General features: G+C 69.9%; 19 protein-coding genes. 7 read left to right on the top strand and 12 right to left on the bottom strand.

What is annotated here, in order from left to right; genetic code table 11:
- Positions 1-39: 39 nt before the first annotated feature.
- Complete coding sequence (locus tag ABEA24_RS31625; RefSeq protein WP_345435078.1) at positions 40-1059, bottom strand: LacI family DNA-binding transcriptional regulator; 1020 nt, start codon at positions 1057-1059, stop codon at positions 40-42.
- 181 nt (positions 1060-1240) lie between these two features.
- Here ABEA24_RS31625 and ABEA24_RS31630 point away from each other — a divergent pair, with 181 nt between their 5' ends.
- Positions 1241-1642: an NUDIX hydrolase gene (locus tag ABEA24_RS31630; RefSeq protein ID WP_345435080.1), complete on the top strand. Its 402-nt coding sequence runs from the start codon at positions 1241-1243 to the stop codon at positions 1640-1642.
- Positions 1643-1771: 129 nt separating this feature from the next.
- Here ABEA24_RS31630 and ABEA24_RS31635 read toward each other — a convergent pair whose 3' ends face one another.
- Positions 1772-2617, bottom strand: coding sequence for an NAD(P)H-binding protein (locus ABEA24_RS31635; protein ID WP_345435082.1), 846 nt, complete (start codon positions 2615-2617; stop codon positions 1772-1774).
- Positions 2618-2723: 106 nt separating this feature from the next.
- On the opposite strand from ABEA24_RS31635, the gene ABEA24_RS31640 reads away from it, so the two are divergent.
- Positions 2724-3125, top strand: coding sequence for a winged helix-turn-helix transcriptional regulator (locus tag ABEA24_RS31640; protein WP_345435084.1), 402 nt, complete (start codon positions 2724-2726; stop codon positions 3123-3125).
- A gap of 90 nt (positions 3126-3215) precedes the next feature.
- Here ABEA24_RS31640 and ABEA24_RS31645 read toward each other — a convergent pair whose 3' ends face one another.
- Entirely contained in the window at positions 3216-4439 is a 1224-nt protein-coding gene (locus ABEA24_RS31645; RefSeq protein WP_345435086.1) for an aminoglycoside phosphotransferase family protein, read from the bottom strand.
- A gap of 126 nt (positions 4440-4565) precedes the next feature.
- Positions 4566-5273 (bottom strand): winged helix-turn-helix transcriptional regulator, encoded by a 708-nt coding sequence (locus tag ABEA24_RS31650; protein ID WP_345435088.1) that lies wholly within the window; start codon positions 5271-5273, stop codon positions 4566-4568.
- A 119-nt stretch (positions 5274-5392) separates the two neighbouring features.
- On the opposite strand from ABEA24_RS31650, the gene ABEA24_RS31655 reads away from it, so the two are divergent.
- Positions 5393-5824: an organic hydroperoxide resistance protein gene (locus ABEA24_RS31655; protein ID WP_345435090.1), complete on the top strand. Its 432-nt coding sequence runs from the start codon at positions 5393-5395 to the stop codon at positions 5822-5824.
- A 238-nt stretch (positions 5825-6062) separates the two neighbouring features.
- The gene (locus ABEA24_RS31660) at positions 6063-7022 is read left to right on the top strand and encodes an acyl-CoA desaturase (protein ID WP_425551255.1); all 960 of its coding nucleotides are present in this window, start codon (positions 6063-6065) and stop codon (positions 7020-7022) included.
- Between the two features lie 366 nt (positions 7023-7388).
- Here ABEA24_RS31660 and ABEA24_RS31665 read toward each other — a convergent pair whose 3' ends face one another.
- From ABEA24_RS31665 to ABEA24_RS31680, 4 genes are all read right to left on the bottom strand, one after another.
- Positions 7389-8066, bottom strand: a complete 678-nt coding sequence (locus ABEA24_RS31665; RefSeq protein WP_345435092.1) for a DUF1963 domain-containing protein — start codon at positions 8064-8066, stop codon at positions 7389-7391.
- Positions 8067-8594: 528 nt separating this feature from the next.
- Complete coding sequence (locus tag ABEA24_RS31670; protein ID WP_345435094.1) at positions 8595-8957, bottom strand: DUF805 domain-containing protein; 363 nt, start codon at positions 8955-8957, stop codon at positions 8595-8597.
- Between the two features lie 398 nt (positions 8958-9355).
- Entirely contained in the window at positions 9356-11242 is a 1887-nt protein-coding gene (locus ABEA24_RS31675) for a laminin G domain-containing metallophosphoesterase family protein (protein WP_345435096.1), read from the bottom strand.
- Between the two features lie 226 nt (positions 11243-11468).
- Positions 11469-11879, bottom strand: coding sequence for a winged helix-turn-helix transcriptional regulator (locus ABEA24_RS31680; RefSeq protein ID WP_345435098.1), 411 nt, complete (start codon positions 11877-11879; stop codon positions 11469-11471).
- 79 nt (positions 11880-11958) lie between these two features.
- Between ABEA24_RS31680 and ABEA24_RS31685 the strand changes: the two genes are divergently transcribed.
- Together ABEA24_RS31685 and ABEA24_RS31690 are read left to right on the top strand one after the other, a co-directional pair.
- Positions 11959-12870, top strand: coding sequence for an NmrA family NAD(P)-binding protein (locus ABEA24_RS31685; RefSeq protein ID WP_345435100.1), 912 nt, complete (start codon positions 11959-11961; stop codon positions 12868-12870).
- 148 nt (positions 12871-13018) lie between these two features.
- Entirely contained in the window at positions 13019-13888 is an 870-nt protein-coding gene (locus ABEA24_RS31690) for a YwqG family protein (RefSeq protein ID WP_345435102.1), read from the top strand.
- A 28-nt stretch (positions 13889-13916) separates the two neighbouring features.
- On the opposite strand, the gene ABEA24_RS31695 is transcribed toward ABEA24_RS31690, so the two are convergent.
- Positions 13917-15155: a cytochrome P450 family protein gene (locus tag ABEA24_RS31695; RefSeq protein ID WP_345435104.1), complete on the bottom strand. Its 1239-nt coding sequence runs from the start codon at positions 15153-15155 to the stop codon at positions 13917-13919.
- A gap of 194 nt (positions 15156-15349) precedes the next feature.
- Positions 15350-16222, bottom strand: a complete 873-nt coding sequence (locus tag ABEA24_RS31700) for an EamA family transporter (protein ID WP_345435106.1) — start codon at positions 16220-16222, stop codon at positions 15350-15352.
- A gap of 34 nt (positions 16223-16256) precedes the next feature.
- Between ABEA24_RS31700 and ABEA24_RS31705 the strand changes: the two genes are divergently transcribed.
- Complete coding sequence (locus ABEA24_RS31705) at positions 16257-16751, top strand: Lrp/AsnC family transcriptional regulator (RefSeq protein WP_345435109.1); 495 nt, start codon at positions 16257-16259, stop codon at positions 16749-16751.
- A 176-nt stretch (positions 16752-16927) separates the two neighbouring features.
- On the opposite strand, the gene ABEA24_RS31710 is transcribed toward ABEA24_RS31705, so the two are convergent.
- Both ABEA24_RS31710 and ABEA24_RS31715 read right to left on the bottom strand, forming a co-directional pair.
- Entirely contained in the window at positions 16928-17896 is a 969-nt protein-coding gene (locus tag ABEA24_RS31710; RefSeq protein ID WP_345435111.1) for an aldo/keto reductase, read from the bottom strand.
- A gap of 177 nt (positions 17897-18073) precedes the next feature.
- Complete coding sequence (locus ABEA24_RS31715) at positions 18074-19540, bottom strand: APC family permease (RefSeq protein WP_345435114.1); 1467 nt, start codon at positions 19538-19540, stop codon at positions 18074-18076.
- Positions 19541-19618: the final 78 nt, after the last annotated feature.

Below are 19618 nucleotides of genomic sequence, written 5' to 3' on the forward strand. Positions count from 1 at the left end.
TCACTAAACCGGTTTAGCGTCAACCGCCCCGGGCGTTTCTCATGACCCGGACGGGGCCGGGCCCGTGCTGCCCCGCGGCGTCAGCACGGGCGCGGCGTGGCAGCCGCTCTCGACGGGATGCCCGGCGACCAGGTCGAGGAGGCGGCGCGCCACCTCCGCGCCGTAGGAGGCGATGTCGACGCCGACCGCGGTCAGCGGCGGGTGGACCAGCCGGCAGAGCACCGAGTCGTCCCAGGCGACGATGGACAGCCGCCCCGGAACCGGCACGCCCATCTCCCCGGCGACCCCCAGCCCCGCCAGGGCCATCACGTCGTTGTCGTAGACGATGGCGGTCGGCGGCTCCGGCGCCGCGAGCAGCCGCCGGGTCGCGCGCGCCCCCTCCTCCCCCGTGTAGTCCGTGGACGCGGAGAGCGTGGTCAGGCCCAGCGCGCCGGCCGCCGCCTCGAACGCCGCGCCCCGCGCGGTCGTGTGCCGCAGCTCCGGCGGCCCGGCCACCCGGGCGATCCGCCGGTGACCGAGGGCCGCGAGGTACTCCACGACGGAGCGCACGGCCTCGGTCTCGTCGTTCCACACCCCGGGCAGCCCGCCGAGCCCGTCCGGGCCGCCGATCACGATCGCGGGCAGCCCGAGCTCGGCCAGCAGCCCGATCCGCTCGTCGTCCACCCGCAGGTCGACCAGGAACACCCCGTCCACCCGGCGCTCGGCCCACCAGCGGCGGTAGGCCGCGACCTGCGTCTGGCCGTCTTCGGCCATCTGGAGCAGGAGCGCGACGTCTCGCGCCGCGAGTTCGCCCTCGATGCCGGAGATCAGCTGCATGAAGAACGGCTCGATCCCCAGCGTCCGCGCGGGGCGGTCCACGACCAGCCCCAGTACGCCCGCCCGGCCCCCGGACAGCGCGCGGGCCACCCGGCTCGGCTGCCACCCCATCTCCCGCGCGATGTCGAGGATGCGGTCGCGGGTCGCCGCGGAGACCCCCGGCCGGTCGTTCAGCGCGAACGAGACGGTGCTCTTCGTGACGCCCGCCCGGCGCGCGATGTCGGCGATCGTCGGACGCTTCATCCCGCCTCCCCCGAATGACCGATTCACTAAACCGGTTTTGCTCTTCCCAGCGACTGTATCGGGAAGGCCGTTGACATGATTTCCGCCAACGGATTAGTTTGCAATCGCCGATGGTATTCCGGTCGAGCGCGGACCGTCCTTCCGGATCTCTTCCGGCCCGCATCATGGCACCCTGGGGTGTATGCGTGTGCGGTGCGTGGGAGCGATCGTCCATGACGCCCACGGGCGGCTGCTGGTGATCCAGCGTGGCCACCCGCCGGGTGAGGGAGAGTGGTCGCTCCCGGGCGGCCGGGCCGAGCCCGGCGAGACCGACGCCGCCGCCGTCATCCGCGAGCTCGCCGAGGAGACGGGCCTACAGGTCGAGCCCGGACCGCTCGTCGGCTCGGTGGACCGTACGGGCCCGGGCGGGGTGACCTACGACATCCGCGACTACGCCGCGACCGTGACCGGCGGTGTCCTGCGCGCCGGCGACGACGCCCGCGCGGCCCGCTGGGTCGACGCCGAAGAACTGGCCGCCCTCCCGACGACCACCGGCCTGATCGAGACCCTCACCTCCTGGGGCGCCCTCCCCACCACTGACTGACCGCGCGGGGTCCCACGCGTCTGGGAGCCCTGGCCTTTGAACCGGCGCTCTGCAGACAGCCGATGAAGGCACGATGTGAAGGCCTCCGGCCGCCCCGTGACCGGGGCGCCGAAGGCGAACTCGTCACTTTTACCGGAAGGCTTCCACGTTGCGGCGCGCCCACTCGGCGAAGGGGCGGGGCGCGCGGCCCAGCACACGCTCGACGTCCGGGCTGAGCCGCAACTCGGCGGCCTTGGGCTCGCCGAGGACGGCCAGCGTGGTGTCCACGACCGGCTCCGGCATGAACGCGGTCATCCACGCATGCGCCTCGGCCCGGGTCAGCTCCACGAACCGCACCGGCTCGCCGAGGGCCGCGCCGATCGCCTCGGCCTGCTGCCGTGGCGTGACGGCCGCCGGCCCGTTCAACTCGTAGACATGACCTGTGTGTTCGTCCTTGCGCAGGGCCACGGCCGCGACCTCTGCGATGTCCGCCGGATCGATCACCGGGAGCCCGACGTCACCGAACGGCGCGGCGACGGTTCGCTCGGCGCGTACCGACTCCGCCCAGGCGTAGGCGTTGGACGCGAAGGCGCCAGGCCGCAGGATCGTCCAGGCCAGGCCCGACTCGCGCACCGCGTCCTCGATCGCCCGCATGACGCCTCCGTGCGAGGGCGACTCCGGCCTGGTCACCACGCCCTGTGAGGAGAGCAGCACCACCTGCCGGACCCCTGCGCCCCTGACCACGTCCAGGATGGCTCGCGGGTCGAGCCCGTGGCCGCCCGCGCCGCCGTCGTGCAGGAACAAGGTCTCGGCACCGTCGAGGGCGGGCCGCAGGGTCTCCGGCGCGGCCAGGTCGGCCCGCACGTGTCCGGTCCCGCTCGGCAGGTCCACCGGGGTTGTCCCCCTCGACACCGCCGTCACCCGCTCCCCGGCCTCCGCCATGGCCTGCACCAGCGACCGCCCGACGTTCCCGGTCGCGCCCGTCACCACGATCATGCTCAACTCCCGCGTCTTTCCCTGGTTTCGTGCGATCGCGGCGACGCTAACAGCCTCGGTATAGTAGGTACCTAGAAGAAAGTAACTACCTCAGAGGGTGGGACCCATGGCGAGCGAGGCGAGCCGGCCGGCGGTCGATGCCATGGCCAACCCCGAGCTGGCCTGCCCGATCTCCCCGGTCGTGGACATCGTGTTCAGCCGGTGGACCACGCCCATCCTCTGGTCGCTCAACACCTTCGGCCGCCAGCGGTTCGTCGAGTTGGAGCGGCGCATCAAGGGCATCACCCCCAAGGTGCTCACCCAGCGCCTGCGCCAACTGGAGCGCGACGGCATGGTCGTCCGCACCTACCACCCCGAGGTGCCGCCGCGCGTCGAATACGAGATCAGCGAGCTCGGCCGCAGCCTCGCCCCCCTCTTCGGCCACATCGCCGAGTGGGCCACCACCAACCTCGAGCACGTCGAGCGGGCCCGGCGACACTACGACGACGCGGGTGCGCCCCGCGGCTGACTCCAGCTGTGAGCCCGCGCAGATGGTCTCTGCGGTAAGGATCCAGGGCGTGGCTTGAGCGTGATGTGCATGGCCGGCCACCGCGCAGCTCTATACGAAGGTGCGCCCGATGTTCGGCGTTCGCGCGCAGCGCAGTGCGGCGCGGATGACGGCGGCAGGATCACCACGGTGGTAGACCTGCTCGGCCGGCTCAATACCGTCCAGGAACTCCTGGTAGCGCACGGCATAGGCCAGGTGTGCCAACGGTTCGGCGATGGCGAGCGCCCGGGCCGGCTCGCAGCCGGGCAGCTGGGTTCTCCAGGCCTCGATCCACGCCTTGGCGGCAATGGATCGCTTGGCCTTCGGCAAGTAGTCGCAGGCCCGGAGTCCGTCCACCACGGGGTTACCCACACAGGCGTCGGCGAAGTCCACCACAACCGGTGGCCCACCGTCGCTGCGCCAGTTGCCGGGGTGGAAGTCACCGTGCACGATCGTGTCAGGCAGACCACAATCGTCCAGCGCGGACCAGCGTTCCTGCAGACCACGCGCTGCCGCCAGCTCCTCGCTGGTCAGCTCAGAGCTGACGGGTCCATCGAGCAGTTCACGGATCTGGCCGGCGAGGATGGGCCTGCGCCGGTCACGCAGTCCAGGCGGGTAGCCGGCCGCCCGTACGGCGATCGCGGCTTGGGCGGTCACCAGGCGGCTCACCGCGCTGGTGATGATCTCGGCGGGGGCGTCCCAGCAGTCCACACCGGGCAGATGCTCCAGCAAGACCCGCCTCGGCCCCGCCGCGAGGACCGTCGGAACCAGACCCTGATCCACACGTGCGAACGCGGCGATGACGGCCGCCTCATCGGCGGCGAAGTGCGGCGTGGCCTTCAGCCAGACCGGGCCCTGCCGGGTGGGCAGGCGCAACACGGCGGCGAGGTTCCACGTCCTGCGCTGCTCCGCCGGCCCGGTCATCGGACGATCCATGGACGCCAGCGTGTCCGCCGCCCAGCCGAGCAGCTCCCTCAGCCCCTCCATCCGCGCCCACGGGGAACGCAGTTCGTGCAGCTCGGCCAACGCGGCGTGCGCAACGCCCAGCGCGGACACCAACCCGGCCGCGGGCCGCCGCAACGCCTCGACGTGATAGGTGACATGACCGTCCCGTCCGCCATCCCCACCCTCGACGCCGACCAGGCGCAGCACCAGCACCGGTACATCCAGAACCCGGCTCAGGTACGCGACGACCGGCTCGACCTCCGCCCACCACGCAACGTCCACCGCGAACGGCCCGATGACGCCCAGGCAGTCCGCACCGAAGGTCACCACCGCGCTGACCGTCCGCCCCATACCGCCAGTGTGAACGGCCCCCATCAGATCAGCGACCGAATATCCACCAGGCCCCGTGCCGCCGCCCTGGCAACCGGCCGTCGCCGACTCATCGCGGCAGAAGCGGACCCTCGCACCCGACGTGACTCAGGGCCGGGAGACGGCCTTCGAATGCGCTGCCGGTGAGCCGGGACGATCCTGGGCCGGGGGCCGTACGAACAGGTCTCCCAGCCTTCGCAGGAGATCAGGGGCGCCGGACGCGACGGCACTGCCGTCGTTGAGCCCGGCAGCCAGGTCCGTACGGCCCGAGGCGATGTCGGCGAAGAGACCTTCGTCGGCCTCGATGACGACGTCGGGCCGCTGAGCGGGCCCGTGCAGGGTCGCGATCGTGCCGTCGTCGACGTCGGCGTGGAAGACCTCGTCCCCGACCCGGAACTCGTACGTGGCGCGGAGCCCGACGGCGGCCTCGGGGACGAAGAGGGAGCGGAGGCCGAGCACGGTCCAGCCCACGTGGAAGGTCTCGTCCTCGCGACGCTCCCCCATCGCCCACTTCAAGCCCCACCGGGCGAGGGCGAGCACGGCCGGCTCGAGTTCCTCGCCCGCCTCGGTGAGCGCGTAGGCAGGGGTACGGGCCGGGGGAGGCAGCGTGACCTTCTGGGCGAGACCCTCGCGTTCGAGGTGCTTCAGCCGGGCCGAGAGCAGGCCGGTGCCGAGACCGCGCAGGCTGTTCTGCAGGTCACCGAACCGTTTAGGACCGGTCAGCAGCTCGCGGATCAGCAGCAGCGTCCAGCGCTCGCCGACGATGTCGAGGGTGCGCGCGGTCGCGCAGAACTGGTTGTACGTTCGCTGGTCCACTTCACCATCGTAATGTTCGGACTTTCGATTTCCGAACCCCCTGCAGCGACCACAGTCGATCTTTACTTCCAGATTTTGAAGTAGTAGCTTCTGTTTTCAGAAACACGAGGAGGATGAACATGAGCGAGGCGCTTTACACGGCCGAGGCACGCGTCACCGGCGGCCGCCAGGGGCACGGGCGGACAACGGACGGCCGCTTGGACGTGGACCTGCGGCTTCCCAAGGAGTTGGGCGGCGACGGCGCGGGAACCAACCCGGAACAGCTGTTCGCCGTGGGATACGCGGCATGTTTCGGAGCTGTGCTGGGCATGCTCGGCAAGCGCGAGAAACTCCAGGCCGACGACGCGGTGATCGACGCGACGGTGACGCTCATCCCGAACGAGAACGGCACGTTCAGGCTCGGCGCCGCACTGGACGTCACGCTGCCCTCGATCGACGACGCCCAGCGAGCCGCCGACCTCGTACGTACCGCCCACCAGGTGTGCCCCTACTCCAGCGCCACGCGCGGCAACATCGACGTTGTTCTCACGGCGAACGGCGCACGTCTCTGAGGAACAGCGGAATCGGCCGGTGACCTCTCGTCTGTCGAACGACGTCCGCTGTGGGTATGAAGCTGGACGTGCTCGAACAGTGTTCATGGCATCTCGTCCAATGGTTCGGCGGTTGGTGGTTTGCGCGTAGCCGGGCAGGAGCAACCTTGCGGCAAGGCACCTTGTATCGGCCGGTCGGCTGAACGGGGTGCCGGAGAGATCGGTACTCGCATCCACGTCAGAACCGAGGTGACGTGCCATGTCGACCAGCCTCACCGGCCGATCCCTGCCCGGGCCGGACCGTGGGCCCGCACCCATGATCACCGGCCGGCGTGCGCTCGCCGCACACCTGTCGGTGTACATCTTCGTGATCGTCCCGCTCCTCGCGCTGGCCCTCGCGGCCGTCGTGGTGTGGGGCTGGGGCCTGAGCTGGGTGGACATCGTGCTCATGACGATCTGGTACGTGTTCACCTGCCTGGGCGTCACGATCGGATACCACCGCTACCTGACGCATGGCTCATTCAAGGCCAACCGCATTATGCGGATCGCGCTGGCGCTGGCCGGCAGCCTGGCCGTACAGGGCCCGGTCATGCACTGGGTCGCCGACCACCGGCGCCACCACGCGTTCTCCGACCGGGATGGTGATCCCCACTCGCCCTGGCTGTTCGGCAGTTCACCGGCGGCGATCGCACGTGGCTTCTGGCATGCCCACCTCGGCTGGCTCTTCCAGCGCGACCTCAGCAACCAGCACCGGTTCGTGCCCGATCTGCTCGCCGATCGAGACATGCGCGTGGTGCACCGCCTGTTCGGGGCGTGTACGGCGGTCACGATCGGCCTGCCCGCGGTGCTCGGCGGTCTCATCACATGGTCCTGGTGGGGAGCGCTCACCGCGTTCTTCTGGGCGGGCCTGGTCAGGATGGCCCTCCTGCATCACGTGACATGGTCGATCAATTCGATCTGCCACATGATCGGCGATCGCCCCTTCGCCTCTCGCGACAGGTCCGCCAACGTCTGGCCGCTGGCGATCCTCAGCATGGGCGAGTCCTGGCACAACCTGCACCACGCCGATCCGACCTGCGCCCGGCATGGTGTACGGCGTGGCCAGATCGACGTCTCGGCACGCCTCATCTGGCTGTTCGAGAAACTCGGCTGGGTGTACGACGTCCGCTGGCCGAAGGAGCACCGCCTGGCCCGCCTCTCCGCCGCACCGCCCCGCTAGGGTCCCGCGCCTGAAACTGGCCTCCCTGTGGCCCTTGCCGCGCCCTCCACCTTTCCCATCCGTGACCAAGATGAGTGCACCGAGACGGAGATCGACGACGCAGTCGCAGCCTGTGGCCCTCTGTCAATCGACATCGACTGGTTCTCGGCGCTGCGCGGCCTAACAAGCTCCAACCTCTGTGGCGTCCAACTGTGCCTCAACAGCAGATGGACCGAACAGTGCAGTGAACCTGCTCCAGGCAGGCACACCGTGTACCTGTCCATCGGCACGCGAAACTCGGATGAAGCCGCACGGGATTGGTTGCAGGGCACGGGACTGCGCTTCGGAGAATCTCAGCTGGGTTGGTAGACAGGCGCCGACAGAAGGTCAGGAGTCTTGTACGAGCAATCGTCCCTGCTTGGCGTCCGGCGAGACGAACGCGAACGCCATAGGTGCAGCACCGAGATTGAGGTAAAACGGCTGAAAGTTCGGGCTCAGCTGCAACATCAGTTTCCAGGGGCCGCCATCAGGCCAGTCATCGCCTTGGAAGAACGCGGGCGTCCCGCCGATCTTGTCGCTGCTGATCTGCTCCCAGTAGTGATCGTGATCGTCGGTCGGCAGCCCCGCGCGGTCGTGCTGAGGACGGAAGTCGGGATCCTTGTCCGGCTGGAGCCGGACGGTGTATTCGGCGTCGGACCCGTCCTCGACGTGGTACAGGCTGGGCCCGGTGGCCAGCGGGAGCGTTGAACCGCCGTAGATACCGCCCGGCTGCACGATGACCGCGTTCGCACCCTCGTCGGGAAGAGCGATGTCGGGGTCGAAGAACACCTCGTCGCCATACTCCGCGTGGGTCACGAAGACGTACGCCAGCTTGCCTCGCCCCGCGTCGCCGAGCACCGGCCCGAGCTCGATCTGGCAGACGAACCGCATCGGCTCCCCCCACGCGTCGTTGACCGGCCACTGCGGGTCGGAAAGCCACACCGGCTGCCCCCCGAACTTGGTGACCGGGGCGGTAATCGGCACGCTGGCGGGAACGAACGCCTCGATCCTCAACGTCGATACCATGAGCGCCCTCCTCGCCGTGACGGCCCAGGATTCTGCCACTCCCACGGCTACTTGCCACAGCCGCTGACCCTCCTGGTCGGTCAACCGCCGTGCCGGAACCGGCTCTGCCACCCGATGGCCTCGCTCTCAAAAACGATCTGTTCGCCGTCGAGACCGAGGCCCACAAGCCCTGGCATCGCGGACGCCGACCGGCGTACGAGTTGCCCGGCCTGCCGGACGCTGACCTGATCTACGCGGGCTACGCGCTGCCGTACACACAGCCAGCCGCCTTGACAGCCGATTGAGATGGCGCCGGGCCGGTAGCGATGAGCGCCCCAATCGCGGCATGAGAGTGAACTCGACCAGCGCGGCAGGCGCTTCGCCGCCCTGCCGACCACGGCGACGGCCCGGCGCCAACTCGGCCGCCGGCACCGATCGCCGTGCGACTATGCCTCGATAACCGTGCGGGCGTGCGGCGTGCGGGCCGGATCTGTCGAGCTCGCAGCCAGGAGATCGACCCGCACTCGCCGGTTTCATCGCGCGCACGAATCAGGCCGTCGGCTGCGGCTCCAGCTTCGGGTCTGGACCGTAGGCGTTGTCTCCGCGGTCGCCGGGGGTGGCCATGAAGACGATGAGGATGATGGTCCCGACGATGGGAATGATGCCGATCAGCAACCACCATCCGGACCGTCCGGTGTCGTGCAGCCGACGGACGCCCACCGCGAGCGACGGGATAAGCACCGCGAGTCCGTAAACGAAGCCGAGGATGCTGACCAGCCGCACCGCCATACCGATCAAATCAAGCACCACGGTGATGATGACGTTGAAGAGGACGAACATCCAGTATTCCGTGCGGCGTGCTCGCCCGTCGAAACCTGCATAATTCCTGAGTACGGCAAGATACCAGCTCATGCGCCCTCCCACCGGTTTCGCCGCAAGCCTTTTTCTCCCCCGAAGGCCCGCGCATTAAATGTAAGGTAAAGGAGCTTCGGCGACAAGAGTCCGGCCGGATCGCGCTGATGCCAATCCGCCGACAATGACCTAGCGATAATGATCGACGATCAAGGCCGGCCGCCTTCTTCGCTGGCTCGATCACAAATGAGACTCGAATCGGCCACGATTTTATCGCATCTTTGTCGGCGGATATTTGCCCGGCATTCAAGATCGACTGGCATCGCTCATGTCGAGCGATCACTGGTCTGTGAATTCAGTGGCCCACGTGACGGAGGAATCTCACCTGCCCACTTGTGCAGCCTTTTCCAGAATATCGGCGGTGGCCTCCCCCAGTCGAACCTGTTCGAAGATGAGCGTCAGGCGAACGGGGTGAGGAAGTCCCGGGGGCGCAGTGCGCGGGACGAGATGCGGACGTCGCCGATCCAGCCGTAGAAGCCCTGGCCGAACCGTTCGGCGAACTGGGTGGCCCCGATGGCGAAGGGCTTGCCAAGTGTGGCGATGCCCGTCGACGGCTGCGACGGATTACGGGCGATCTTCGAGCCGTCGACATAGACGATGGTCCGCCGTCCGTCGTTGACGACCGCGACGTGGATCCAGCGTCCCGTCGGGATGGCGTGGCTCCAGGAGGTCGGGCTGGCGTCCTGTACGTCCGGGTAGACGACGAACTGCAGGAATCGTTCGGGCGAGACGTTCAGGCTGCAGGTCGGCTCGTCGCGGGACCAGCCGTTGGTCTTGCCGGCGTCCCCGTTGCGACCCTCCCAGCTGAGGATCCCCATCCAGGAATGGTCGCCGTCGTACGGGTCCGGCAGCTTGATGAAGGCCTCGATCGTGTAGCCGGAGGTGAACTTCAGGCTGTTGACGGGAGCGGTCGCGGCGGCCTCGAGGATCGCTCCGCGGTCCGGGTTCTTCCCGCCGTCGAAGCGCAGGCTCGCGTGCGCGGGCTGCCCCACGTGGTGGTCCGCCGACCAGGTGAGGACCTCGGCGGCGCTGGAGTTCAGGCGCCGTACGGTGAGGTCGTTGCCGTTCCCGGTCAGGTCGCGGACCACCGTGCCGGCCGGAACGGGGGAACCGGCGCGCCCGGCTCCGGCGATGCCCGCCGCGTCGAAGCGCCAGTACGCCACCGTGCCGCGGGGTGTCACCGCGCTCGGCGGGCGCGGCGCGGGCGGCACGACCGGCGCGAACCCCTGGAACCGGGCGGCGAAGTCGATGTCGACGCTGAAGCGGTCGGCCGGGCCGGTCAGCTCCAGCGTCTCGGCCTCCAGGGGCGATCGGCGCTCCGGGTCGCGGGCGAGGAACCACGGGGAGAAGGTCTCGACGTCGATGACCTGCCGGACCAGGTCGAAGTGGTAGAGACGGATCATGCCGGCGCCGCCGTAGTAGCGGTCCTGGTAGTTGGTGATGTGCGCGTGGACGTCATGGCCGGCGTCGTTCTTGAGGACCGTGCGGCCGGGCGGCCAGTAGTGGCCGTTGAGGGTGAGGAAGATCTGGTCGTTCCGGCGGATGAACGCGTCCCAGAGCCGCTGCCCGTACTCCGACAGGGCGGCCTTGCCGTCGTCGTCCGCCCAGACGAGCTCGTGCGTGGTGAGGATGACGGGCAGGGTGTGGTGGGCGTCGACGACTCCCTGCGCCCACTTCAGGCCCTGGTCCGACGCCCGCCAGTCGAGCGCCAGGATGAGCCACTCCCGGCCGCCCGCCCGTACGACGTGGTAGCTGTTGTAGCCGTCCGGGGACGCACCGCCGAAGGTCCTGCTCTTGGCGAACCGCTGCGGCCCGAACACCTTCAGGTACGGCGTCGCCCCGCGCTGGTCGTCCGTCGACGAGTTGACGTCGTGGTTTCCGGCCAGGACGCTGTACGGCACCCTGCGGTCGATGGCGCGGAACGTCCGGTCCGCGAGCGCGTTCTCCTGCTCGGTGCCGTGCTCGGTGACGTCGCCCAGGTGCGTCATGAAGGCGATGTTCGCCTCCGAGCGTTCCGCGACGAGGTAGTGGAAGGTTTCGAGCAGCGGCGTCGGGTCGGCGCTGTCCGCGTCGAACAGATACTGGGTGTCGGGCAGCACGGCCAGGGCGAACCGCGGACTCTCCGCGTCGAACCCGCCCGCACCCCCGTGTCCGTCCTCGTCCGCGTCGGCGGCGTTCGCCGCCGGGGTGTTCAGCAGGCCGCCGGCGGCCCCGGCCGCGGAGACGGTCAGGGCTCCCCGCAGCAGGCCACGCCGTCCGACCCCATGCCCGTCCGGTTCTTCCATGTCATCTCCAACCAAGATCTCATCGGTGACGGCTGGAGTGTGCTGGCCGATCATGGCGGCCCGGTGGCGCGCGCCTGAACGCACCTCGGCCGCTCCGGGTCCGGTGCCGCCCGTGCGCGATGCTCGGTGAAGGCGGCAGCGTACGGAGGTTCCGAGCGCCTCGTCTCGCCGCGCGTTGGCCTTGCCCGAGCGTGCCGCCCGGAGTCAGCGGGGTTCGCGGTGTGGCCTACTCGGTGTGCGCGGCGTCCCAGTGCCGCCGCGCTTCGCCGATCGCGTCCTTGTGCTCGCGGGACCAGTCCGCCAGGTCGGAGACCATCGTGGCCAGGCTCTGGCCCATGGCGGTCAGCCGGTAGTCGACCTGCGGCGGAATGGTGGCGTACACGGTCCGTTCGACGAGGCCGTCCCGGCAGAGTCGGCGCGTCGTCAGGGTCAGCATCCGCTGGGAGATGCCGGGGATCGCCCGCTGGAGTTCCCGGAAGCGCCGGACCCCCTTCGACAGCTCCACGATGACGAGCACGGTCCACTTGTCGCCGATCCGGTCGAGCACCTCGCGGATGCCGCAGTCGTCGTCGCCACAGGGACCTGCGGCCTGCGCGCCGCCGGCCTGAGGGGTTACCGCCGTGTGCCTTACGGACATGAGAATGCCTCCTTACGCTCCCGGCCGGTGGTCACGATGCTGGGGCCGGTCATCCGGCAACAACCACCTTGGGGGTCTCATGATTCTCGTGACCGGAACGTCCGGCGCGCTCGGCGGCCTGATTCACGAGCGGCTCACCGCGCTTCCCGACGTCGACGTGGTGGCGGGCACGCGTACCGCGAGCGGCGACGCCCGGCGCATCGACTTCGACGACCCGGACTCGCTGGCCGACGGGTTCGCGGGCGTGACCGTGCTGGTGTTCGTCTCGGCCGGATATGCCGAGGACGACGTGGTCCTCGCCCGGCACGGCGCGGTCGTCGACGCGGCCGCCGAGGCCGGCGTCCGGCATGTGATCTACACGAGCCTGGCCGGCTCAGGTGATCGGCTGAGCATCGCCGTACCGCACCGGTGGACCGAGGACCGGCTCGTCGGCGCCCCGTTCGACGTCACCGTCCTGCGCAACGGACTGTACGCGGAGGTGCCCGTCGGGCTGGCGCTGATGGCCGCGGAGAGCGCCGCCGCCACCGGAGTGTTCAGCGCGCCGCTGGGCGACGGCAGGGTCGCCGTCGTCGCGCGGGAAGACCTGGCCGACGTCGCCGCGCGGGTGGCCGCGGAGGCGTACGCGGACGTCCGCGCCGGCCGCCGCGGCCGACACGCGGGTCGCACCTATGAGCTCGAAGGGGTGGCCGAAGTCGGCGGCGCGGACATCGCGGCGGCCCTCTCCACGGCGTTCGGCCGCCCGATCCGGTACGAACCGGGGGCGCTGTCCGACGCACGCGTCGTGCTCACCACCGTCGGCCTGGAGCCGTACCAGGTCGGCCATACGATCTCGATCTTCTCGAACATCAACGCCGGCTTCCTCGACCAGCGGGACGGCGATCTGCCGGCGCTGCTGCCGACCGCGCCTCGTCCGCCGCTCGACCTGATCGCCGACGCGGTCCGTGCGGGCGGCTTCGTGTCCTCCTCGGTACCGGCCGCGTCTCCACGCTGAGCACGAGACGCCCCGGCGATGAAGCCGATCGGGGAGCGCGTGCCCCGGTCGGCTTCGTCCCGCCGACCGGATCGCCGGCCGCGTCGACGGTCCTGAGGCGCGTCCGGCGGTGACCTCGCCGGAGCCGCGGGCCCAGAGGTGGATGAGAATGATCTCCGTGACCCGCACCACCGAAGCCCCCGCAGTGGATATCGCTCAGCTCATTCCGGGCCTGGCCGCCTACGCGAGCAACACCGTACGGCTGCATCCCCGGCCGGGCAGTCCCGGACCTCGGGACAGTCACATCGGAGGCCCTTTGATGTGGCCGGCCTCGGAGCCGTGGCCGCACTGCGAGGCCCCCGACTGCGACCAGTATCCGGGAGAGGATCCGGGATCTCCGATGGTCGCCCTGGCCCAGCTGACCGCCGCGGACTTCCCCGAGATCGCCTTCCCCGAGGGGACGGATCTGCTCCAGATCCTCTGGTGCGTCGGCTACCACTGCTGCTCAAAGCACGCCCCCTGCCGAGTGGTCTGGCGGCGAGCCTCCGAGGTGACCGAGATACTCGATGAGCCCCCCGCCCCGGATCTGGAGGGCGAGCTTCCGGGGTTCTACGAGACCTACATCCCGCGCCCGTGCGTCCTGCATCCGGAGCGATTGATCGAGTACCCCTGGATCTGGGAGCTCCCCGACGACCTCAGGGACCGTGTGCAGGCATGGGACCAGGACAAGGACCTGTACGAAGAGCTGTCGACCGCTCCCGGCTTCAAGATCGGCGGAACCGTGATCCACGGATCGGCGCCGAGTGGCCTGACGTGCGTCGCCTGCGGTGCACCGGCCACGCTGCTCCTGCAACTCGACAACGGTGAGGGCGATGGCCGGTGGTGTCCGATCGAGGACCGTCACCTGCTCTGTCTCCATGGCACGCCGGAGTACGAGCACGCCTTCACGCCGACCGGAATGATGATCGACGTCGGCCCTGGAGGGCTCTTCGCCTGTTCCGCCGACCCCGAACACCCGGTGCACTTTCACATTCAATGAGGGCCTTTTGTTCCCTCACGTTGGTCGATCACCCGGCCGTGAGGTGTACGGGGAGGGAGCGGTGGCCGTTGGAGATGAAGGAGGCGAGCGGCCTGAGTTCGCCGGGTTCGGCGGCGAGGGTCAGGCCGGGGTAGCGGTCGAAGAGCGCGGGCAGCGCGATCATGGCCTCCAGGCGGGCCAGGGGTGCGCCGAGGCAGTGGTGGACGCCGTGGCCGAAGGCGATGTGTTCCTTGTTGGCGCGGGTGACATCGAAGCGATCCGCGTCGTCGCCGTGCACGCGCGGGTCGCGGCCGGCGGCGGCGTAGCAGCTGAGGATCGCGTCGCCCTTGCGGAGGGTGACGCCGTCGTCGAGGGCGATGTCCTCGACGGCGAAGCGCAGTGGGAGGTTGGCGATGGGGGATTCGGCGCGCAGCGTCTCCTCGACCACGTCGTCCCAGCCGACGCGTCCGGAACGGACCAGCGCGAGCTGGTCGGGGCGGGTGAGCAGGGCGTAGATGGCGTTGTCGAGGAGGTTGACGGTGGTCTCGTGCCCCGCGCCGATGAACAGCATCAGGGAGCCGACGAGTTCCTCCTCGGAAAGCCGGGAGTCGTCGTCGCGAGCGGCGATCAGTGCGGAGGACAGGTCGTCTCCGGGATTCTCCCGCTTCTCGGCGATGAGTGCGCCCAGCAGCTCCAGCATGCGCGGATACGCGGCGGCGGCCTCGTCGGGCTCCGCGTCGGTGTTGAAGAAGGTCCCGACGCAGCGGCGCATCTCATCGCGCGCAGCCTCGTCGTCGATGCCGAACAGCTCGCAGATCACTGCGATGGGCAACGGGTAGGCGTACTCCTCGCGCAGGTCCACCGGCAGGCCGGGCTCGAGGGCCTCGAAGCCGTCGAGGAGCTCGGTCACGATCTTCTCGATGCGGGGGCGCAGCGCGGCGGTCCGGCGCGTGGTGAAGGCGCTGGAGATGAGTCGGCGCAGCCGCCGATGATCCTCGCCGTAGGCGGTGAGCATGTTGGTCACGACCAGCCAGACGAACAGCGGCGACTCCGGGGAGATCTCGCCATTGATCCACGTGGGCCAGTGCCGGTGAGGGTCCTTGGAGACGCGGGAGTCGGTGAGCAGCAGCCGGAGCAGGGAGAGGTCGTTCACCCCCCACGCCTCCACACCGCCCGGGAGCTGGACTTTCGCCGCGGGCCCACGCGCGCGCATCCGGGCGCCCTCTCCGTGGATGTCGCGGCCGGCCGGATCGATGACGAAGGTACCGTCTTGCGGGGTGATTTCCACCGGGGGTCTCCAGGCATGCGTCGGGAACTCGTACGGCGCTACTGGCGAGATGATCATCGCCACCCTAACCACGCGCCGACCGGCCGCCAATAGCGCCGGAGATAGGGAAGAGTCGGCGAAGGCGGCAGCGCGCGGGAGTTCTCGGGTGCTTCTCCCTGCCCGGCGGCAGCCTTCGCCGAGCGTTCCGCCCGGAGTCAGCGGGGTTCGCGGTGGAGGGCGACGCCCGCGATCACCAGGGCGACGCCGGCGATCTCGGCCGGGGACGGGATCTGGCTGAGGACGACGACGCCGACGACGGTGGCGGTCGCGGGGAGCAGCGCGACCAGCAGGGCGTACGTCGAGCGGGCCATCCGCGCCATGGCCAGCTGATCGCAGACGTACGGGATGACCGAGGAGCTGATGCCGACGCCGATCCCCGCGCCCAGCGCGACGGGGTCGGTGAACGCCGGGGCGGCCTGCCACGCCCCGAGCGGGATGACGAGCACACCGGCGACGAGCATGGCCGCGGCGAGCCCGTCGACGCCGCTCACGGATCGCCGCGCCGCCCGATGGGCGATCACGATGTACGCCGCGAACAGCCCGGCGTTGGCGAACGCGAACACGAATCCCAGAGGCTGCCCGGTCAGACGCACGTCGGTGAGCACGTACACGCCGCCGACCGCCGCGACCAGGGCGGCGAGGTTCCGCGGCGTACGGGCGCCGAGCGCGGCCAGCGCGATGACCGGGAGGTACTCGATCGCCGCGACGGTCCCGAGCGGCAGCCGGGCGATCGCGAGATAGAAGCAGCCGTTCATCAGCGCCAGCACGAGCCCCCACCCCGCGACCAGACGGCGGTCGGTAGCCGATCCGGCGAGCAGGCGCCAGGGGCGGCGCCACACGGCGAAGAAGATCGCCGCGCTCCAGATCCGCAGCCCCGCGACGCCGAGCGGCCCGACCCGGGCGAACAGCAGGACGGCGAAGGACGGGCCGAGATAGTGGAACACGGCGCTCCCGGCGAAGTACGACCACGCCGGAACGGCGGCTTCCCGGCGGCGGGTGGCGGCGTCGGGCCGCGAATCCGTGTGCATGGCCGTATCGTCGATCGCCTCGTACGCTGGCGGCATGGCGAACCGCAGGCCACGGCCCGGACGGGCCTACGAAGCCAAGGATCTCGACGGCACCGACCTTCGGATCCTGTCCGAGCTGCAGGCCGACGCGCGGGTCAGCATCGCCGAGCTGAGCCGCCGGGTCGGCCTGTCGGCGCCCGCGGTCACCGACCGGATACGGCGGCTCGAGGACACCGGGGTGATCACCGGCTATCGCGCCGAGGTCGATCCGCGGGCTCTCGGTTTCCCGGTGACCGTGATGGTCCGCATCAACCCGGCGGTCCGCGAGCTCCCCCGCATCGCCAAGATCGCCGAAGAGATCCCCGAGATCGTGGAGTGCTACCGGATCACCGGCGACGACTGCTTCTTCTTCATCGCGCACCTGCGATCCGTCGACCGCCTCGAGCCGATCCTCGACCGCTTCGCGCCGTACGGTCGCACCACCACGTCGCTGATCCACGCGGCGACCGTGCCCCGCCGGCCGCTCCCGGTGGACGGCACCGGCTCCTGACCTGGTCGCCACTCGCGGCGGACGACACCGGCCCCTGGCTGGAGCGCGTCATCCGCCGGCCGCTCCCGATCGACAGCACCGGCCCCTGGCCTGATCGCTCCCTCCCGGTGGACCGGCACCGGGCCTGACCTACTCAGCCGCAACCGGCGGACGGCGCCGATCCCTGACCTGTCGGCTCAGGAGTGCCCGATGACCCGGTGCGGACGGTACGGCGCCTCCAGCCGGGCCACCTCCTCATCGGTCAGCGCGACGCCGACGGCGGCCACCGCGTCGTCCACCTGCCCCGGCTTCGTCGCGCCGACGATCGGCGCGCACACTCCGGGCCTGCCGAGCAGCCATGCGAGCGCCACCCGCGCCGGGGGCAGACCGCGCTCGCCGGCGACGGCCCGTACCGCGTCGACGACGTCGTGGTCCCCGTCCTCGTACGACGTGTCGGCGAGCGGATCATTGCCGGCCCGTACCGTGTGCCGACCGCCCTGCCGGTCCCGCGTACCGGCGAGCAGCCCGCGCGCCAGCGGGCTGTACGGCAGCACGCCGACGCCCTGGTCGCGGCAGAGCGGGATCATCTCCCGCTCCTCCTCCCGGTAGACGAGGTTGTAGTGGTTCTGCATCGAGACGAACCGGGTCGCCGCGGCGTGCTGTGCCTTGGCGAACTGCCACGCGTACATGCTCGACGCCCCGACGTACCGCGCCTTGCCGGAGCGTACGACGTCGTGCAAGGCGTCCATCGTCTCCTCGATCGGTGTCTCGCCGTCCCAGCGGTGGACCTGGTAGAGATCGACGTGATCGGTGCCCAGCCGGGCCAGTGAGGCGTCGATGGCGGCCATGATGTGCTTGCGCGACAGCCCGCCGTCCGTGGGCCCCGGCCCCATCGGGAAGTACACCTTGGTGGCGAGCACGTAGTCGTCCCGGCGCGGGAACAGCCGGGCGAGCAGCCGACCGGTGACCACCTCGCTCATGCCGCCGTCGTACATGTCCGCGGTGTCGAAGAACGTCACACCCGCCTCGACCGCCCGCCGCACGATCGGCTCGGCGCCGTCCTCGTCCAGATGCCACCGCCGCCGCGACCGGTCGCCGAAGCCCATCATCCCCAGGCCGATCCGGGACACCTTCAACCCGGACGCCCCCACCCGCACGTACTCCACGCCATCGCCTCCAGTCGGCCGGAACGGTCGTCGAAGGATCATCGGCGTGGCGACCCGATCCCGGAATCCGAATGCCGCGGTCGCGGCCGCCTGAATCCTTCGATCCGAAGGCATCGATGTGTCCGGCATCGGCGTCCAGCACGTCCCGGCGCGTCGGCACCTGGCGCCGTCTCTCGGTCAGTGCGTGAAGACGCTCACGTCTCCGGGCTCGGTCTCGAGCGCCTCGCGGTCGAATATCAGCAGGAGGAGCAGGAACAGCCCACCCGCGAGGAGCAGGCCGACCACGATCACGACGGGGACGAACGCCGCCGCCGGCACCACCAGCACGAACAGCGCGACGACCGACCACACGAGCGCGCCGATCGCGACCGGCAACTCGAAGCGCCCGAGGTCGAACGCGCCCTTCTTGCGGCCCAGCCGTCTGCGCACCGCCAGGTAGAGGACGATCGTCGAGCCGTAGATGATCGCCGGGAGGATCGTCGACGCCGTGATCAGCTCCAGGAGCGCGGCACCCGGCAGCGCGACCATCAGGGCGACTCCCACGACGAAGATCAGGATCGTCGCCGGGACCGGCGTATGCGTGCGCGGGTCGACCCGCCGCATCAGCCGATGGGCGGGAAAGCGCGCGTCGCGTGCCATCGCGAACACGATCCGCGAGCACGCGGCCATGATCACCATCCCGGCGCCGAAGAACGCGAACGTGATCGCGACCAGCAGCGTCCTCTCCATCGCCGGGCCGAGCTGATCGCGCATGATCGCCGCGACCGGCGAGCCGCTCCTGCTGATCCGCGGGACATCGTCGATCGCGACGGTGAGCGAGATCAGGAACACCAGTCCCAGCAGCCCGGCTGCCGCGACCGACCCCACGATCGCGCGCGGGACGGTGCGAAAGGGATCCTTGGCCTCCTCGGCCAGGTTCGCCGCGGCGTCGAAGCCGACGAGCGTGGCGAGGCCCGCGATCATCGCGACCATCAACCCGCCGCCGACGGCGAAATAGCCGGGGGCGTTCTCGGTGATACCGCGCGAGGTGAGGTTGTCGACCGCGCCGTTGCCCGTGATCGCCACAGCGATGATGAGCGCGATCGTGATCACGACGACGAGCACCAGCTCGAGCCCCACCGCACTCGCGTTGATCATGCTGACGATGCGTGTGGAGGCCACGGCGAGCAGGGCTTGGACGAGCAGCACCACGAGAGTGATCAGGCGGGCGGTGTCCTCGTCCGGCTTGATACCGGCGAGCGGCATGAACGCCTGGCTCGCGAGCGCGTTGTCGACCGCCACCACGGCGATCGCCAGGTAGCAGAAGGTCAGCCAACCGAACCCCCAGCCGATCTTGGGGTTGGTCAGCCGCGAGGCCCATTGATAGGAGGAGCCGCTGAGCGGGATGCGGGCCGCGAACTGCGCGACCACCAACGCCACCAGGATCTGCCCCACCGCCGCGAAGACCCAGAGCCAGATCCCGACCGGTCCCGCGTTCCGGAGCACGTCGTCGTAGGTCGAGAAGACGCCGACCGCCACCGAGATGAACGCGAACGAGATCGCGAACACCTGAAAGGAGCCCAGCGTCCGTTTCAGCTCCTGCCGGTAGCCTCCGAGCTCGACCGCGCTCTCGGCGGCCTGCCCGCCCGTCGAAGCGTCCCCCACCTCACCCACCTCACCTCTCCATCGGTGGGGGGCGCTTCAACTCTAACCGGCGTACGCGGCGTCCTCCGTCAGGTCGTT

The organism is Actinoallomurus vinaceus, assembly GCF_039542055.1.
GTDB lineage: Bacteria > Actinomycetota > Actinomycetes > Streptosporangiales > Streptosporangiaceae > Actinoallomurus > Actinoallomurus vinaceus.